This is a genomic window from Actinomadura viridis (genome assembly GCF_015751755.1).
GTDB lineage: Bacteria > Actinomycetota > Actinomycetes > Streptosporangiales > Streptosporangiaceae > Spirillospora > Spirillospora viridis.
The window spans coordinates 4,779,895-4,793,359 of record NZ_JADOUA010000001.1 but is presented as its reverse complement, the minus strand read 5'-3'; the positions used below and the strand labels follow the sequence as shown (position 1 = coordinate 4,793,359).

At 73.3% G+C, this 13,465-nt stretch carries 13 protein-coding genes; 5 read left to right on the top strand and 8 right to left on the bottom strand.

Annotation, left to right across the window (positions count from 1 at the left end):
* Window positions 1-47: 47 nt before the first annotated feature.
* Window positions 48-677: a pyridoxamine 5'-phosphate oxidase family protein gene (locus IW256_RS22185; RefSeq protein WP_197012809.1), complete on the bottom strand. Its 630-nt coding sequence runs from the start codon at window positions 675-677 to the stop codon at window positions 48-50.
* A gap of 122 nt (window positions 678-799) precedes the next feature.
* On the opposite strand from IW256_RS22185, the gene IW256_RS22180 reads away from it, so the two are divergent.
* On the top strand, window positions 800-2,287 hold the full coding sequence (locus IW256_RS22180; protein ID WP_307828998.1) for an aldehyde dehydrogenase: 1,488 nt from the start codon (window positions 800-802) through the stop codon (window positions 2,285-2,287).
* Window positions 2,288-2,377: 90 nt separating this feature from the next.
* Here the strand turns inward: IW256_RS22180 and IW256_RS22175 are convergent, their stop codons facing one another.
* The 4 genes from IW256_RS22175 to IW256_RS22160 all read right to left on the bottom strand — a co-directional run bounded on the left by IW256_RS22175 (window position 2,378) and on the right by IW256_RS22160 (window position 5,616).
* Window positions 2,378-2,944: a MarR family winged helix-turn-helix transcriptional regulator gene (locus IW256_RS22175; protein ID WP_197012807.1), complete on the bottom strand. Its 567-nt coding sequence runs from the start codon at window positions 2,942-2,944 to the stop codon at window positions 2,378-2,380.
* Between the two features lie 163 nt (window positions 2,945-3,107).
* Window positions 3,108-3,719 carry a dihydrofolate reductase family protein gene (locus tag IW256_RS22170; RefSeq protein WP_197012806.1) on the bottom strand — a complete coding sequence of 204 codons (612 nt, stop codon included), beginning with the start codon at window positions 3,717-3,719 and terminating at the stop codon, window positions 3,108-3,110.
* Between the two features lie 123 nt (window positions 3,720-3,842).
* Window positions 3,843-4,835, bottom strand: coding sequence for an urease accessory protein UreH domain-containing protein (locus tag IW256_RS22165; RefSeq protein WP_197012805.1), 993 nt, complete (start codon window positions 4,833-4,835; stop codon window positions 3,843-3,845).
* Between the two features lie 4 nt (window positions 4,836-4,839).
* Window positions 4,840-5,616 carry a DUF899 domain-containing protein gene (locus IW256_RS22160; protein ID WP_197012804.1) on the bottom strand — a complete coding sequence of 259 codons (777 nt, stop codon included), beginning with the start codon at window positions 5,614-5,616 and terminating at the stop codon, window positions 4,840-4,842.
* A gap of 359 nt (window positions 5,617-5,975) precedes the next feature.
* Between IW256_RS22160 and IW256_RS22155 the strand changes: the two genes are divergently transcribed.
* Window positions 5,976-6,599, top strand: a complete 624-nt coding sequence (locus IW256_RS22155; protein ID WP_197012803.1) for a TIGR03086 family metal-binding protein — start codon at window positions 5,976-5,978, stop codon at window positions 6,597-6,599.
* Between the two features lie 52 nt (window positions 6,600-6,651).
* Here the strand turns inward: IW256_RS22155 and IW256_RS22150 are convergent, their stop codons facing one another.
* Both IW256_RS22150 and IW256_RS22145 read right to left on the bottom strand, forming a co-directional pair.
* Entirely contained in the window at window positions 6,652-7,674 is a 1,023-nt protein-coding gene (locus IW256_RS22150; protein ID WP_231403883.1) for an MBL fold metallo-hydrolase, read from the bottom strand.
* A 63-nt stretch (window positions 7,675-7,737) separates the two neighbouring features.
* The gene (locus tag IW256_RS22145; protein ID WP_197012801.1) at window positions 7,738-8,688 is read right to left on the bottom strand and encodes a hypothetical protein; all 951 of its coding nucleotides are present in this window, start codon (window positions 8,686-8,688) and stop codon (window positions 7,738-7,740) included.
* A 140-nt stretch (window positions 8,689-8,828) separates the two neighbouring features.
* On the opposite strand from IW256_RS22145, the gene IW256_RS22140 reads away from it, so the two are divergent.
* The gene (locus tag IW256_RS22140; RefSeq protein ID WP_197012800.1) at window positions 8,829-9,413 is read left to right on the top strand and encodes a hypothetical protein; all 585 of its coding nucleotides are present in this window, start codon (window positions 8,829-8,831) and stop codon (window positions 9,411-9,413) included.
* Here the strand turns inward: IW256_RS22140 and IW256_RS22135 are convergent.
* Window positions 9,317-10,627, bottom strand: coding sequence for a M20/M25/M40 family metallo-hydrolase (locus IW256_RS22135; protein WP_197012799.1), 1,311 nt, complete (start codon window positions 10,625-10,627; stop codon window positions 9,317-9,319). The two genes, IW256_RS22140 and IW256_RS22135, sit on opposite strands and share 97 nt — an antisense overlap.
* Before the next feature lie 296 nt (window positions 10,628-10,923).
* Between IW256_RS22135 and IW256_RS22130 the strand changes: the two genes are divergently transcribed.
* Together IW256_RS22130 and IW256_RS22125 are read left to right on the top strand one after the other, a co-directional pair.
* Window positions 10,924-12,528 carry a peptide ABC transporter substrate-binding protein gene (locus IW256_RS22130; protein ID WP_197012798.1) on the top strand — a complete coding sequence of 535 codons (1,605 nt, stop codon included), beginning with the start codon at window positions 10,924-10,926 and terminating at the stop codon, window positions 12,526-12,528.
* A 6-nt stretch (window positions 12,529-12,534) separates the two neighbouring features.
* Entirely contained in the window at window positions 12,535-13,461 is a 927-nt protein-coding gene (locus IW256_RS22125) for an ABC transporter permease (RefSeq protein ID WP_197012797.1), read from the top strand.
* The last annotated feature ends 4 nt before the right edge of the window (window positions 13,462-13,465 follow it).

Genomic DNA, 13,465 nt, shown 5'->3' with positions numbered 1-13,465 from the left:
GTCCGGGCGGGCGCCGGCGGGCGCCCGCCCGGACGGCGTCCCCGCCCTCAGCCCTTGTAGAGCCGCTCGGCGTACTGCGCGCCGTAGTAGCGCTCCAGGTCCTCCAGGCTCTCCTCGACGCGCTGGATCTCCTTGACCATGCGGGCCTGGGAGGGCAGCGCGTCGGGCTCCCAGCTCTCGGGCTTCCAGAGGGCCGAGCGCATGAACGCCTTGGCGCAGTGGAAGAAGATCTGCTCGATCTCCACCACCAGGGCGAGGATCGGCCGGTGGCCCTTGACCATCATGGCGTCGAAGAAGGGCGCGTCGCGCACGAGCCGGGCCCGGCCGTTGATCCGCAGGGTCTCGCCGCGCCCCGGGACGAGGTAGATCAGCCCCACGTGCGGGTTGGCCAGCACGTTGCGGTACCCGTCGGCGCGCCGGTTGCCCGGTCGCTCGGGGACGGCGATCGTGGTCGCGTCCAGGACCTGGGTGAAACCGGGGGGATCGCCCTTGGGGGAGACGTCGCAGTTGCCCTCGGCGTCGCTGGTCGCGATGAGGCAGAACGGTGACCGGGCCAGCCACTCGCGGTCCCAGTCGTGCAGGGCCGTGCGCTCCTTGGTCACCGCCCGCGGCAGGGGCTCCCCGAGCAGCTCCCGCAGCTCGGTCTCCGAGGTGATCTCCGTGAACTCGTGCGGCATCGCGACCTCCCGCGCTCGGGGCCGCCAGGCTATCGCGGCCCCGGATGGACGGTGGGCCGCGGCTCCCGATTAACCTTAGCGCTAAGGCTTATTCTGCTGCTGGGCATGGAGGTGGGTGTGCGGTGACCGATGAGATCGCCGATGAGATCCTGGTGGGCGGCCGGTGGCGGCGCGGCACGGGGGAGGCGGTGACCAGCCGCAGTCCCCTCACCGGCGAGGTGCTGGCCCGGCTGCGCGGCGCCGGCCCCGGCGACGTGGACGAGGCGGTCCGCGCGGGCGCCGCCGCGGCGGCGGATCCGGCCTGGCGCGGGCTGCGCCCGCACGAGCGCGCCCGCCACCTGGTCCGCATCGCCGATCTCATCGCCGGGCGGGCCGGGGACCTGGCCGCCCTCCAGACCGCCGACACCGGCAAGTCCATCAACGAGACCCGGGCCCTGGTCGCCAGCGCCGAGGGCACCTTCCGCTACTTCGCCGCCGCGCTGGAGACCATGGAGGGCGCCGTCACCCCGCCCCGCGGCCCGTACCTCACGATGAGCGTGCACGAGCCGATCGGCGTGGTCGGCGCCATCACCCCGTGGAATTCGCCCATCGCCAGCGACGCGCAGAAGATCGCGCCGGCGCTGGCGGCCGGGAACGCGGTGGTCCTCAAACCGGCCGAGTGGACCCCGCTGGTGGCGCTGGCGCTGGGCCGGCTGGTCTGCGACGCGGGCCTGCCGCCGGGTCTGCTGTCGGTGCTGCCGGGCCCCGGGCCGGTCACCGGTGACGCCATCGTCCGCCACCCCGGGGTCGGCAAGGTGTCGTTCACCGGAGGCACCGCCACCGGACGCCGGATCGGCGCCGTCGCGGCGGAGAAGATCATGCCGGTGTCGCTGGAGCTGGGCGGCAAGTCCCCGACGATCGTGTTCCCCGACGCCGACCGCGCGCAGGCGGTGGCCGGGCTGCTCTTCGGGATCTTCTCCTCGTCCGGGCAGAGCTGCGTCGCCGGGTCCCGGGTGTTCGTGCACGCCTCGATCTACGACGAGGTCCTGGAGGAACTGGTGGACCGGGCCGGGAGGCTGCGCGTCGGTCCCGGCGCCGACCCGGCCACGCAGGTCGCGCCGATGGTCGCGCACGCGCACCGGGACAGGGTGGCGGCGATGGTCGGCGCCGCCGTGTCGGCGGGCGCCCGGCTGCGCTGCGGCGGCAGGGCCCCCGAGGGCGAGGAGTACGAGAAGGGCGCCTACTACCTGCCCACCATCCTGGACGGGGTGCCCGACGACGCCGCGATCTGCCAGGAGGAGATCTTCGGCCCGGTGCTGGTCGCGCTGCCGTTCGAGGACGAGGACGAGCTGGTCGCCCGGGCCAACGCCACCGTCTACGGCCTGGCCTGCGGCATCTGGACCGCCGACTACCGCCGCGCGTGGCGGGTCGCGCGCCGGATCGAGGCCGGCACGGTCTGGATCAACACCTACAAGCAGTTCAGCGTCTCCACCCCGTTCGGCGGAGTCAAGGAGAGCGGGCTGGGCCGGGAGAAGGGGCGGGACGGGATCCAGGCGTACACGCGCCAGAAGAGCCTCTACTGGGGACTGGACGAGGACCCCCTGCCCTGGGCGGGCGACGCCGCCGGATGAGCGGACGCCCGGACGCGCGGATGACCGGAGGACCGTACGCCCGGGCGTCCGGGCGCGGGGTGCCCTCGCCCTGAGGCGGGGAGGACGGGGTCAGGCCGGTTCCGCGTCGATGCCGCCCGCGGGCTCGCGCGCCCGGGACTCGGCCTCGGCCTGCTCCAGTGAACGTTCCAGCAGGCCCAGCAGCCTTGCCAGCCGGTGCCGTTCGGTCTCCGAGAGCCCGGCCAGCATCCGGCGCTCGTTCGCGAAGTGCTCGGTCACCACCGCGTTGGTGAGTTCCAGGCCCTTCTCGGTCAGGCGTGCGTACACCACGCGCCGGTCGTCGGGGTCGCGCTCGCGCACGATCAGCCCGGCCTTCTCCAGCCGGTCCAGGCGCAGCGTCACCCCGCCGGTGCTGAGCAGGGAGATGCCGGCCAGTTCCCCGGCCGTCCTGCGGTACGGGGGGCCGCTGCGCAACAGGGTGGCCAGCACGTCGAAGGCGGCCATGTTGATGCCGTGCCGGTCGAAGACCTCGCCGATCAGCGTCGAGTAGCGCAGGAAGCCGCGGTGCAGGCGGCCGAGGACCGCCAGCCCGGAGGTGTCCACGTCGGGACGCTCCCGGCGCCACTGGTCGATGATCAGATCGACCGTGTCCGGCCGGTCCGCGGCCCTACGCCCCATCTCGCCCTCGTTTCCGCGGCGCTCGCTGCCAAGACGGATCCTAGACCTGTCTCGACGCGGCCTCGGCCACCGCGCGAGCGCGCCGCCCGCCCGGTGGGGCGACGCCGGAGGCGGGCGCCACCGGGCGGGGCGGATCGCGAAGCGATGCCGCGCTCGCCTCGGGTCACTCGATGGTGCCCTGCTTCAGCTCGCCGGCGCGCCGGTAGGTGTGGAGGACGACACCGCTGCCCGTGGCCCGCGCGGAGCTCAGGCTCAGGGCGGCGGGGGCGGTCCCCGCACCGAACAGGCGCTTGCCGGTGCCCAGCACGACGGGGAAGACGAGCAGGTTGAACTCGTCCACCAGGTCCTCGGCGAGCAGCGTCTGGATGAGGCCGGCGCTGCCGTGCACCTGGAGCTCCCCCTCGCCCGGGGCGTCCTTGAGGCGCCGGACGGCGTCCGGGACGTCCCCTTCGATCAGCGCCGCGCCCGCCCAGTCCACAGTGTCGAGGGTGCGCGAGGCCACGTACTTGGGCAGGGAGTTGAGCTTGGAGGCGACCGGGTCGGACGGGTCGGTCACGTGCGGCCAGTGCGAGGCGAAGATCTCGTAGGTGCGCCGCCCGAGCAGGAACGCGCCCACCCGGTCGAAGATGTCGGTGATGAACGCCCCCGTCTCCTCGTCGAAGTAGGGGACCAGCCAGCCGCCGAGGCCGAAGCCGCCGTCGGTGTCCTCCGTCGGGCCGCCGGGGCCCTGCATGACGCCGTCCAGGGTCACGAAGGTGGTCACGGTCAGTTTCATCGTCGTCACGCTCGCTTTCTCTTCGCTTCGATGTACCCATCATGAGACCGAAGATTTTTCTTGTCAAGACAGTTTTATTTGTCGGCTTGCCGTGACGGCGAGGACGGCACGGGGCGGAGGAGATCAGCGGAAGGTGAGGGCTCCGGGGTAGTGCCCGGCGGCGCAGGTGAAGCGGAGCCGGCCCGGCCGGGGGACCCCGAGGTCGATCCGGGTCTCGCCGGTCACCGGCAGCAGGCGCTCCAGGTTCCTGGACGGGATGGTGAACGCCCGCGTGCAGCCGCGGTTGCCGTGCGTGCGCAAGACCAGGACCGTGCGCACGCCCGGCCGCGCGGCGGCCAGCGCCGGACGGTAGCCGCGGTCTGCGGCGCCGATGGTGATGATCTGGGTTCCCGTGACGTCGGTCGTGACGTTCGGGGACACGGTCCCGTCCGTCGCCGCCGCGCCGCCGCCGGGCAGCCAGCCGCCCAGCCGCAGCCCCGACAGCAGCGTCCAGCCGGAGACCGCGAGCAGGGCGACCCCCACGAAGGCCGTCAGCCGCCCGCGCAGCACGTTCATGCCGCGGCCGAGACCGATGCCGAGGAGCCCGGAGACGGGCGCGGTGCCCAGGACGAAGCCCGCCATCACCGCGGCCCCGGCGAGCGCGGAGCGCGACGTGACGGCCAGCAGCTCGGCGGAGAGGGTGACCCCGCACGGCAGCAGGAGCGTGGCCGCGCCCAGTGCGGCGGGGCGGCGCATCCGCCGCACGGGCGCGCGCGGCGCGGCGCACCGACCCGCCTCCTGGTCGCCGGCCGCCCCGGCGCGCCGGAGCAGCCGGCGCGCGGGCGCGAACCCGAACATGTCCAGCGCGAAGACCAGCAGCACGGCCGCCGCGGCCAGCATCAGCCCGGCCCGGACGTGCGGGCCGGGCTGCACGGCGGACCCCGCGAGCCCCAGCAGGGCGCCCAGCGCCGTGTGCGTGACCAGTTTCGCGCCCAGGAAGACCGCGACCGGGGCGGCCGGACGCGGCGCGTCCCGTACCGCCCCGGTCAGCAGGCCCAGCTGCACCGCCGCGCACGAGCCGCCACCGGCCAGCAGTCCGGTACCGGCGCCCGTGAGGAAGAGCACGGCGGCGTCCATCGCCTCACCCCTCCTGGTCGTCGTACTCGTCGGGGTAGCGCAGCTCGGGGTCACCGGCCTGGAGGCCCCCGGACGAGCGGCCCTTGGGCTCCTCCCACTCCTCCTGGCGGCCCAGCGCCGTGAGGTCGAGGAAGTAGTACGAGCCGCCCACCGTCTCGAAGGCGCGCCCGTACATCGAGTAGGTGTGGTAAACGGTGTCGCCGTCGCGCAGGAAGCAGCTCATGCCCGGCAGCTCGAACGGCTCCTCGCCGGCGAAGTAGTAGCCGCTGCCCGCGGCCCGGTGTTCCTCCGGAGACCGGTAGTTGTACTCCAGCGGCGCCACGGACGAGTCCAGCGTGACGTGGTAGTCGTAGTTGAAGTCGCTGCCGTAGGAGGAGTACCAGGGGAACGACCAGCCCATCTGCTCCTTGAACGGCTGGATCTTCGAGATCGGGGCGCGGGAGACCGCCGCGTAGGTGGTCTTGCGCTCGCTCAGGTGCCGCAGCAGTCCGCGGGACACCTCGTCGGCCCCCGACGAGCAGCTCCTGCAGGCCCGCTCCCAGTCCGGGTCGAACATCATGTGGCTGACGATGAGCTGCTCGCGGCCCTCGAACAGGTCGAGCAGCGTGGCCTTGCCACCGGGGCCCTCGAACTCGTACTCCTTGCCGACCCTCACCATGGGCAGGCGGCGGCGTTCGGCGTTGAGCGCGTCGCGGGCCCGGGTCAGCTCCTTCTCCTTGACCAGCAGCTCCTTGCGGGCGGCCAGCCACTCTTCGCGCGAGGCGATGTCGGGGAGGCTCACAGTCCTCACTCCTATCCCGTCGAGGCGTCGTCCATGTCCCGCCGCCGGATCCGGTCGCGGCTCCTCCGCTCCTCCCGCCGCCTCACCTGGGCGAGGCCGCGGAACCGGCCGGCGGCCTGCGGGACGTGCTGTCGTCCTGTACGGACCAATGGCCCGGAGAGAACTCATCGCCGCCGGCCGGTGATCTTTCCGCGGGGGCCGGGCGATGACTTTGCCCGCGTACCCGGGTCGGTAGGGGGGCGAAGGGAGAGCCGCATGACGATGACCGCCCGAGACCCTGGAGACCGCCCGGGGCCCTGGAGCCCGGGGCCCTGGAGCCCGGGCCCGCGCGGCCCGGCCGTCGCGCCGCCCCCGTGCTCATGAACGCCCGGGACGCGGCGGCGCTCCACAGCTACGGCGCCGGGCTGCTGGAACGGGCGGTGGGCTTCGCGCTGGACGCCCTGGACGCGCTACCGCCGTTCGCCCTGGACGACCTGCTCCGCCCGACGCCGTGCGAGGGCTGGGATCTGTGGATGCTGCTCCGCCACTTCGACGACTCCCTCGCCGTGCTGAACGAGGCGGTGGGCACCGGGTCGGTACGGCTCGAACCACCGGCGAAGGAGACCGCCCTCGCCTGGGACCCGGCGGGCGAGCTGGTGGCGTCGTTACGCCGCGGGGCCGGGCGGCTGCTGGGCGCGTGGACCGCCGCCGGACGCGGCGGCGGCGTGGTGACCGTCGCGGGCTGCCCGATGCGGGCCGGGGTGGTGGCGGGGACCGGGGCCGTCGAACTGGTCGTGCATGCCTGGGACGCGGCCCGCGCATGCGGCGAGGACCTCCCGATCCCCGTCCCGCTCGCTGAACGGCTGCTGCGGCTGGCGCCCCTGCTGGTGCCCGACCACGCCCGGCCGGGTCTCTTCGGGCCGCCTGCGGAGGCTCCGGCGGGGGCGCCGCCCGGGGACCGGCTGGTGGCCTTCCTCGGCCGTGATCCGCAGGCGGGACGGTGAGCCCGGGGAGACGGGACCGACCGCCCCGCGCGGGACCGGCCGCCCGCGCGGGTCAGGCCCGGGGCGCGTAGCGCCGGACGCCGCCGCTCTCGCCGGCGTCGAGAACCCCCTGGTCGACGAGCACGTCCAGATGGGCGTCGATCTCCAGGACGGCCAGCATGCGGCTGAAGACGTCCAGATCGTCCAGCTTGAGCTGCCGCCGGGTCCACGGCATCGCCCGCGCCACCTCGTGGGCGGTGGCGTGGCCGGCGCGGACCTGCTGGGCGGCGGTGTCCAGCCGGGCCTCGTGGTGCTCGATCAGCTCGTCGATCCGCGTGTGCGTGCTGGCGGTCACCGGCCCGTGCGCGGGCAGCAGCAGGGTGTCGGGCATGTCGCGGACCAGCCGCAGCGACGCGAGGTAACTGCGCAGCGGCTTGGGCTCGGGGGCGCTCTCCAGGCCGATCGAGGGGGAGATGTGCGGAAGCACGTGGTCCCCTGAGAACAGAAGCCCGGCGGCGGCGTCGCGCAGCACGATGTGCCCCCGCGTGTGGCCGGGGGTGGCGAAGACGTCCAGCCCGCGGCGGGCGAGGTCGATGCGCTCGCCGTCGTCCAGCCACCCGTCCGGGAGGGTGTCCGGCACCGCCTCGTGCTCGCCCCGCTCCGCGGCCAGCACCTCGTCGGCCAGGCCGGCGGCGCCGCAGCGGCGCAGCAGGTCGGCCTGGCGGGCGTGGACGGGACGGTCGCCCGCCGCGCTCGCCTCGATCGAGAGACGCTCGCCCCGGCCGATCCGGACCCGCGTCCCGAACGACGCGCGCAGCGTGAGCGCCTGCGAGTAGTGGTCCCAGTGCGCGTGCGTCACCACGAACTGGGAGACGTCGTCGAGCCGGTGCCCCAGCGTGCGCAGCGCGCCGGCCAGCGCCGTCCGGCTGTCGGGCATCGTCCACCCCGAGTCGATCAGCACCGGCCCGGCCGGGTCCTCGATCACGTAGACGTTGACCGAGTGCAGGCTGGGGATCGGCAGCGCCAGGGGGATCCGGAAGACGCCGGGAGCCACCGGATGGGCCCCCGGCTCGGTCCAGTCCGCCGGTTGCTCCAAGGCCGGTACCGCCACCGTGTGCCCCCTCCGTTTTTAGAACTGCGTTCGGGGCCGAACGGTACTTCATCCCTGTTTCCTCCGTGTACCGGGGGCCGTCCCTCCGGCCTCGCGGCGGGCGTCCCGGGCCGCCCGCAGGGCCGTGTCACGCCTGAGTTCGGCCTGCTCGAGACGGCGGGCGGCGGTCTCCTGGCGCGCGATCGCCCGGTCCAGCTCCCGGCGCAGCCGTCCCGCCTCCGCGTCGGCCCGTTCGAGGTCGGCGCGGGCCTCGGAGACCTTCGCCTCATGGTCCGCGAGGTCGCGCTCCGCCCGTTCGGCCCGTTCCGCCCGTTCCGCCCGTTCGGCCCGTTCGGCCTGCTCGGCCCTGCGCCGGGCGGCGGCGTGCGCCTTCTCCCGTCCGGCCTGTTCACGCCCGGCTTTGCCCGGTCCGCGCTTGCGCCTGGGGGCGGTCGGCGCCTCCTCCCGCTCCTGCGGTTCCTCCCCTTGCGGTTCCTCTGCGGGCTCCTCTGCCGGCTCCTCTTCGGGGCGTTCCCCCGTCCCGGGAAATCCCGCGGGAACGAAGCCGGTGTGGCTGCGCGGCTGGGTGAGGCGCCCCTGCCGGACCTCGTCGGCCACCTCCGCCTCCACCGTGGCGGCCTGGAGGGTGTCCTCTACCTCCCGTACGGCGGTGTCGCGCAGCGGGTGGCCCGCGCCCTCCGCCAGCTCGCGCGCCCTGCGGACGAGCAGCGCGACCAGCTCGCCACGGCGCTGCTCCAGCCCGCCGATGCTGCCGCCCGACGACCACGCGCCGCGCAGATCCGTGCCGACGTCCAGCAGCAGGCCCAGTTCCTCGCCCGCCTCCCGGGCCACCAGGTTGACCGCCCACGCGGGCAGGGTGGGACGCCGCAGCGCCCCGATCCTCCTGGCGAGCGCGGCGTCCCCGGCGGCCCTGGCCTCCCGGACCAGCCGCTTGCGCGTGTCCGTGAACTCCTCAGGGGCGACCCCGTAGAGCTCGTGCGCGGCGCTGGAGAAGTCCACGTCACGATCTCTACCCGCGCCGGACGTCCGGCACGAGCCCGAGCGGCGGGGCCGGGTGGCGGGGCCGGGCGTACGGGGCGTGTGACGAATCACTCTTCCGTGGCGCTGTGGTGAGAAGAGTTGTGAGGAGGCGTTCAGGGATGGCGGACAGGCCGGGCTATCTGGTCGTGGGCAGGAACGAACGGCCGCTGGCCGACCTCTACGTCCTGCGCGCGCTGCTTCCCGCGGTGACCGTCAGCCGGCCCCGCGGCAACGGGTGGCAGGTCTGCGAGCTGGGCGGGGAGGCCGCCATCGCCGACAGCGTCTCGCTGCTGGTCGACCTCGCCGCCGCGACCCGCGCGCCCGCGCTGCTGGCCTCGGCGACGGACGGGGACGGGGCGACGGTGGAGGGCTTCAGCGGCTCGGGCGGCTACTGGAAGGCCGCGCTCCCCGTCACGGGCACCGGCCCGCTGCCGGTCGCGGAGCTGGCGGCCCGCGTCGTGGCCTGGGCGGCCTCCGCGCAGCACCCCGTCGCCCCGGCGCCCGTCGTGGAGTTCCTGCGGGCTCCCGGGCGCGACCGCGTCGACGGGATGCTGGAGGAGCTGCTGGCCCTGCTCGGGCTCGCGGCGCCGGTGGCCCATGTGGCCGGTCAGCGGGTGTCGAGGAACCGGTCGAGGACGCGGGTGCCGAACCTCAGCCCCTCGACCGGGACGCGCTCGTCCACGCCGTGGAACATGCCGAGGTAGTCCAGGTCCGGGGTCAGCAGCAGCGGCGCGAAGCCGAAGCTGGTGATGCCGATCCGGTGGAACGACTTGGCGTCGGTGCCGCCGCCCATCACGTACGGGACCGGGTGCGCTCCCGGGTCCTCGGCCCGCAGCGCCCCGGCCAGGGCGGCGAACGTGGGCCCGGCGGGATCGGCGGCGGGCGCCTCCTCGTGGTTGACGAACTCGCGGGTGATCTTCGGGCCGAGCAGCCGGTCCACGGTGGCCAGGAACTCCTCCCCGGTGCCCGGCAGGTACCGGCCGTCCACCTGCGCGTGCGCGGTCCCGGGAACGACGTTGACCTTGTAGCCGGCCTCCAGCCGGGTCGGGTTGGCCGAGTTGCGGACGGTGCTCTCGAACAGCCGTCCCGGCCCGCCCAGCCGGCGCGCCTCCTCGTCCAGGCGGTCGTGGTCGATGGTGGTGCCCAGCGCCTCGGCGAGCCCGTCCAGCAGGGCGCGGACGCCCGGGGTGATCCGCACCGGCCAGCGGTGGGCGGCCAGCCGGGAGATCGCGTGGGCCATCTCCGCGACCGCGTTGTCCGGGGCGGGCTTGGACCCGTGCCCGGGGGTCCCGCGGGCGGTCAGCCGCATCCACATCGTCCCGCGCTCGCCGGTCGCGATCGGGTAGATCCGGCGGCCCGCCGCGCCGCCGCCCGCCTCGACGCTGAACCCGCCCGACTCGCTGATGGCCTCCGCGCAGCCGGTGAAGAAGCCGCGGTGCTCGCGCGCCACGTGGCGGGAGCCGAACTCCCCGGTGCACTCCTCGTCGGCCAGGAACGCCAGAATCAGGTCCCCGCGGGTGCGGCGGCCCTCGCGCAGCCGCCGGCGCACCACGGCCAGGGTCATCGCCAGGGAGCCCTTCATGTCGACCGCCCCGCGCCCCCAGACGCAGCCGTCCCTGACCTCCCCGGAGAACGGGTGGACGCTCCACTCGGCGGGATCGGCGGGCACGACGTCCAGATGGCCGTGCACGAGGAACGCCGGGTGGGTCGGGTCGGTCCCGGCGATCCGGGCCAGGACGCTGGCGCGGCCGGGCGCGGACTCCACGATGACCGGCTCGGCGCCCGCCTCGTCCAGCAGGGCCGCGACGTACTCGGCGGCCGGGCGCTCGGGCAGCGCGTCGCCCTCACCGCGGTTGACGGTCTCGAAGCGGATCAGGTCCGAGCACAGGCCGGCGACCTCCTCCTCTGCCGCGTTCATTCCCTTTTGGGGACTTTTTCCTGGCCTTTTACTGCGTGCGTCGTCCCGTACTCCCGACTCGGTCACGGTCGTCCTTTCCCACAGGTCACCATCGCGTCACCGACGAGACTACGACGGGTTTAAGAAGGGACCCTGCGTTTCCGGCCCGCGCTGACCTGTCGCGATGACGAAGATCATTGCGGGATGATCTCGTTTCGGTGAAGAATCGCCCGGTGGCGTACCCAAAACGCGCGCGCGGTACGACGCTGCCTCCATCACGCCGGGGGCTCCCGCCCGGCGCCGGGCGAAGGAGGACGATGACGTTCCTGAGGGGTGCGCGCAGGAGCGCCGCCGCGCTCGCGGCGACGGCGCTGGTGGCGTCGATCGGTGTGGCGGCGTGCGGCGGCGACGGCGGGACCGGGGACGGGACCTTCACGGTCGGGCACCCTGAGCCCGACCACCTGGTCCCCGGCAACACCACCAGCAGCTACGCGTTCGACGTGCTGAGCGGGCTGTTCGAGAACCTGGTGGGGCTGAGCAAGGACGGCAAGCCGGTCAACCAGGCCGCCGAGTCGGTGACGACCGAGGACCAGCGCGTCTGGACGATCAAGATCCGCGCCGGGCAGAAGTTCCACAACGGCGAGCCGGTCACCGCCGGCAGCTTCGCCGACGCCTGGAGCAACGCCGCCTACGGGCCCAACGCCTACGAGGCCAACGACTACTTCTCGCAGATCAAGGGGTACGACGAGCTCAACCCCGAGGACGAGAAGGCCAAGCCCGCGACCGACAGGCTCTCGGGTCTGAAGGTGGTCGACGACACCACCCTCGAGGTGACGCTGAACGAGCCGTTCAACCAGTTCCCGCAGCTGCTGACCTATCCGGCGTTCGCGCCGATGCCCAAGGCCGCGTTCAAGGACCTCAAGGCCTACGAGGACGCGCCGATCGGCAACGGCCCGTACCGGATCGAGGGCAAGTGGCAGCGCAACGGGCCGGTCAAGCTCGTCCCGTTCTCCGGGTACACCGGCCCCCGCAAGCCCCAGAACAAGGGCGTGACCTGGAAGAGCTACTCCAGCGCCGACACCGCCTACACCGACCTGAGGGCCGGCCGGATCGACGTGCTGCAGACCATCCCGGCGGCCAAGGTCCCCGAGGCCAAGCGGCTGATGGGCGAGCGGTTCCTGCCGCGCAAGACCGGGACCATCGACTACCTGGGCTTCCCGCTGTTCGACGAGCGGTTCGCGAGCGCCGACCTGCGCAAGGCGTTCTCCATGGCGATCGACCGGCAGGGCATCAACAAGGCGGTCTACAACGGCGACTACATCGTGGCCGACTCCCTGCTGCCGCCGATCATCGCCGGGCACCGGCCGGGCGCCTGCGGCGAGCTGTGCACCTACAACCCCGCCGAGGCCAAGAAGCTCTTCGACAAGGCGGGCGGCTTCAAGGGGACGCTGGAGCTGTACTTCTCCAACGCCCAGCCGACCTATTACCAGTGGATGCAGATCGTCGCGAACTCGCTGAAGCAGAACCTGGGCATCACCGACGTCCAGTTCCGGCAGGTCCCGGCGGCGGACTACTTCGCGCTCCTCGGGCGGCGCGAGGAAAAGGGCCCCTACCGGCAGAACTGGGAGGCCGACTACCCCAGCGCCCAGAACTACCTGCAGAACATGTGGGGCAGCGTCGGCAACCGGATGGGCTGGAAGAGCAAGGAGTTCGACGACCTCATCACCAAGGCCAACTCGGCCGGTGACGAGCAGGAGGCGCTGAAGCTCTACAACCAGGCCGAGGACGTGGCCATCCGGGAGATGCCGCAGATCCCGCTGTGGACCTGGGCGGGCCAGGGCGGCCGTTCCGCGAAGGTCGACAACGTGACGATCACCCCGTACGCGACCGGCCTGCTGGTCCACGAAGTGACGGTGAAGTAACCACCGATGTGGCGCTACGTCCTCCGGCGGCTCCTGCAGGCGGTCCCCGTCTTCCTCGGCACCACGCTGCTCATCTACGCGATGGTGTTCGCGCTGCCGGGCGATCCGATCCAGGCGCTCGCCGGGGACAAGCCCGTTCCCGAGTCGGTGCAGCAGACCCTCCGCGAGCGCTACAACCTCGACGACCCGCTGCTGATCCAGTACGGCAAGTACATGCTGGGCCTGCTCCAGGGCGACCTCGGGGAGAACTACACCGGCCAGAAGGTCTCGGAGATGCTCGGCGGGCGGTGGGGCGTCACCGTGCAGCTCGCGCTCACCGCCTGGGTCTTCGAGCTGCTGCTCGGCATCGCGCTGGGCGTGTGGGCCGGGCTGCGCCGCGGGAGGCTGGCCGACACCCTCGTGCTGGGCGGCACCACCCTGATGATCGCGGTCCCGGTGTTCGTGCTCGGCTACACCGCGCAGATCCTGCTCGGCGTGCACTGGCAGATCTTCCCCACCGCCGGGACCGACGACGGCTGGCCGCTCAGCTACCTGCTGCCCGGCATGGTGCTCGGGTCGCTGGGCCTGTCGTACGTGGCGCGGCTGACCCGCACCAGCCTGGCGGAGAACCTGCGGGCCGACTACGTGCGCACCGCCCGCGCCAAGGGCCTCACCCGGGCCCGGGTCGTGGGCCGGCACACGCTGCGCAACTCGCTGATCCCCGTGGTGACCTACCTCGGCGTCGACTTCGGCGCGCTGATGGGCGGCGCCATCGTCACCGAGGGGATCTTCAACCTGCCCGGCATCGGCCAGCAGGTGTTCCAGTCGATCCAGCTCAAGGAGGGGCCGGTGGTGGTCGGCGCGGTCACCGTGCTGGTGCTGATCTTCCTGCTGGTCAACCTGCTCGTGGACCTGCTGTACGGGGTGCTGGATCCCCGGATCCGCTACGAATGACGGT

What these genes read in the sequence shown, in the direction of transcription:
- IW256_RS22165 (WP_197012805.1), bottom strand. Translation starts at nt 4,835, where the DNA reads ATGGACGCCGCCGTGCTCTTCCTCACGGGCGCCGGTACCGGACTGCTG.
- IW256_RS22125 (WP_197012797.1), top strand. Translation starts at nt 12,535, where the DNA reads ATGTGGCGCTACGTCCTCCGGCGGCTCCTGCAGGCGGTCCCCGTCTTC.
- IW256_RS22175 (WP_197012807.1), bottom strand. Translation starts at nt 2,944, where the DNA reads ATGGGGCGTAGGGCCGCGGACCGGCCGGACACGGTCGATCTGATCATC.
- IW256_RS22140 (WP_197012800.1), top strand. Translation starts at nt 8,829, where the DNA reads ATGGCGGACAGGCCGGGCTATCTGGTCGTGGGCAGGAACGAACGGCCG.
- IW256_RS22155 (WP_197012803.1), top strand. Translation starts at nt 5,976, where the DNA reads ATGAACGCCCGGGACGCGGCGGCGCTCCACAGCTACGGCGCCGGGCTG.
- IW256_RS22185 (WP_197012809.1), bottom strand. Translation starts at nt 677, where the DNA reads ATGCCGCACGAGTTCACGGAGATCACCTCGGAGACCGAGCTGCGGGAG.
- IW256_RS22170 (WP_197012806.1), bottom strand. Translation starts at nt 3,719, where the DNA reads ATGAAACTGACCGTGACCACCTTCGTGACCCTGGACGGCGTCATGCAG.
- IW256_RS22135 (WP_197012799.1), bottom strand. Translation starts at nt 10,627, where the DNA reads ATGAACGCGGCAGAGGAGGAGGTCGCCGGCCTGTGCTCGGACCTGATC.
- IW256_RS22130 (WP_197012798.1), top strand. Translation starts at nt 10,924, where the DNA reads ATGACGTTCCTGAGGGGTGCGCGCAGGAGCGCCGCCGCGCTCGCGGCG.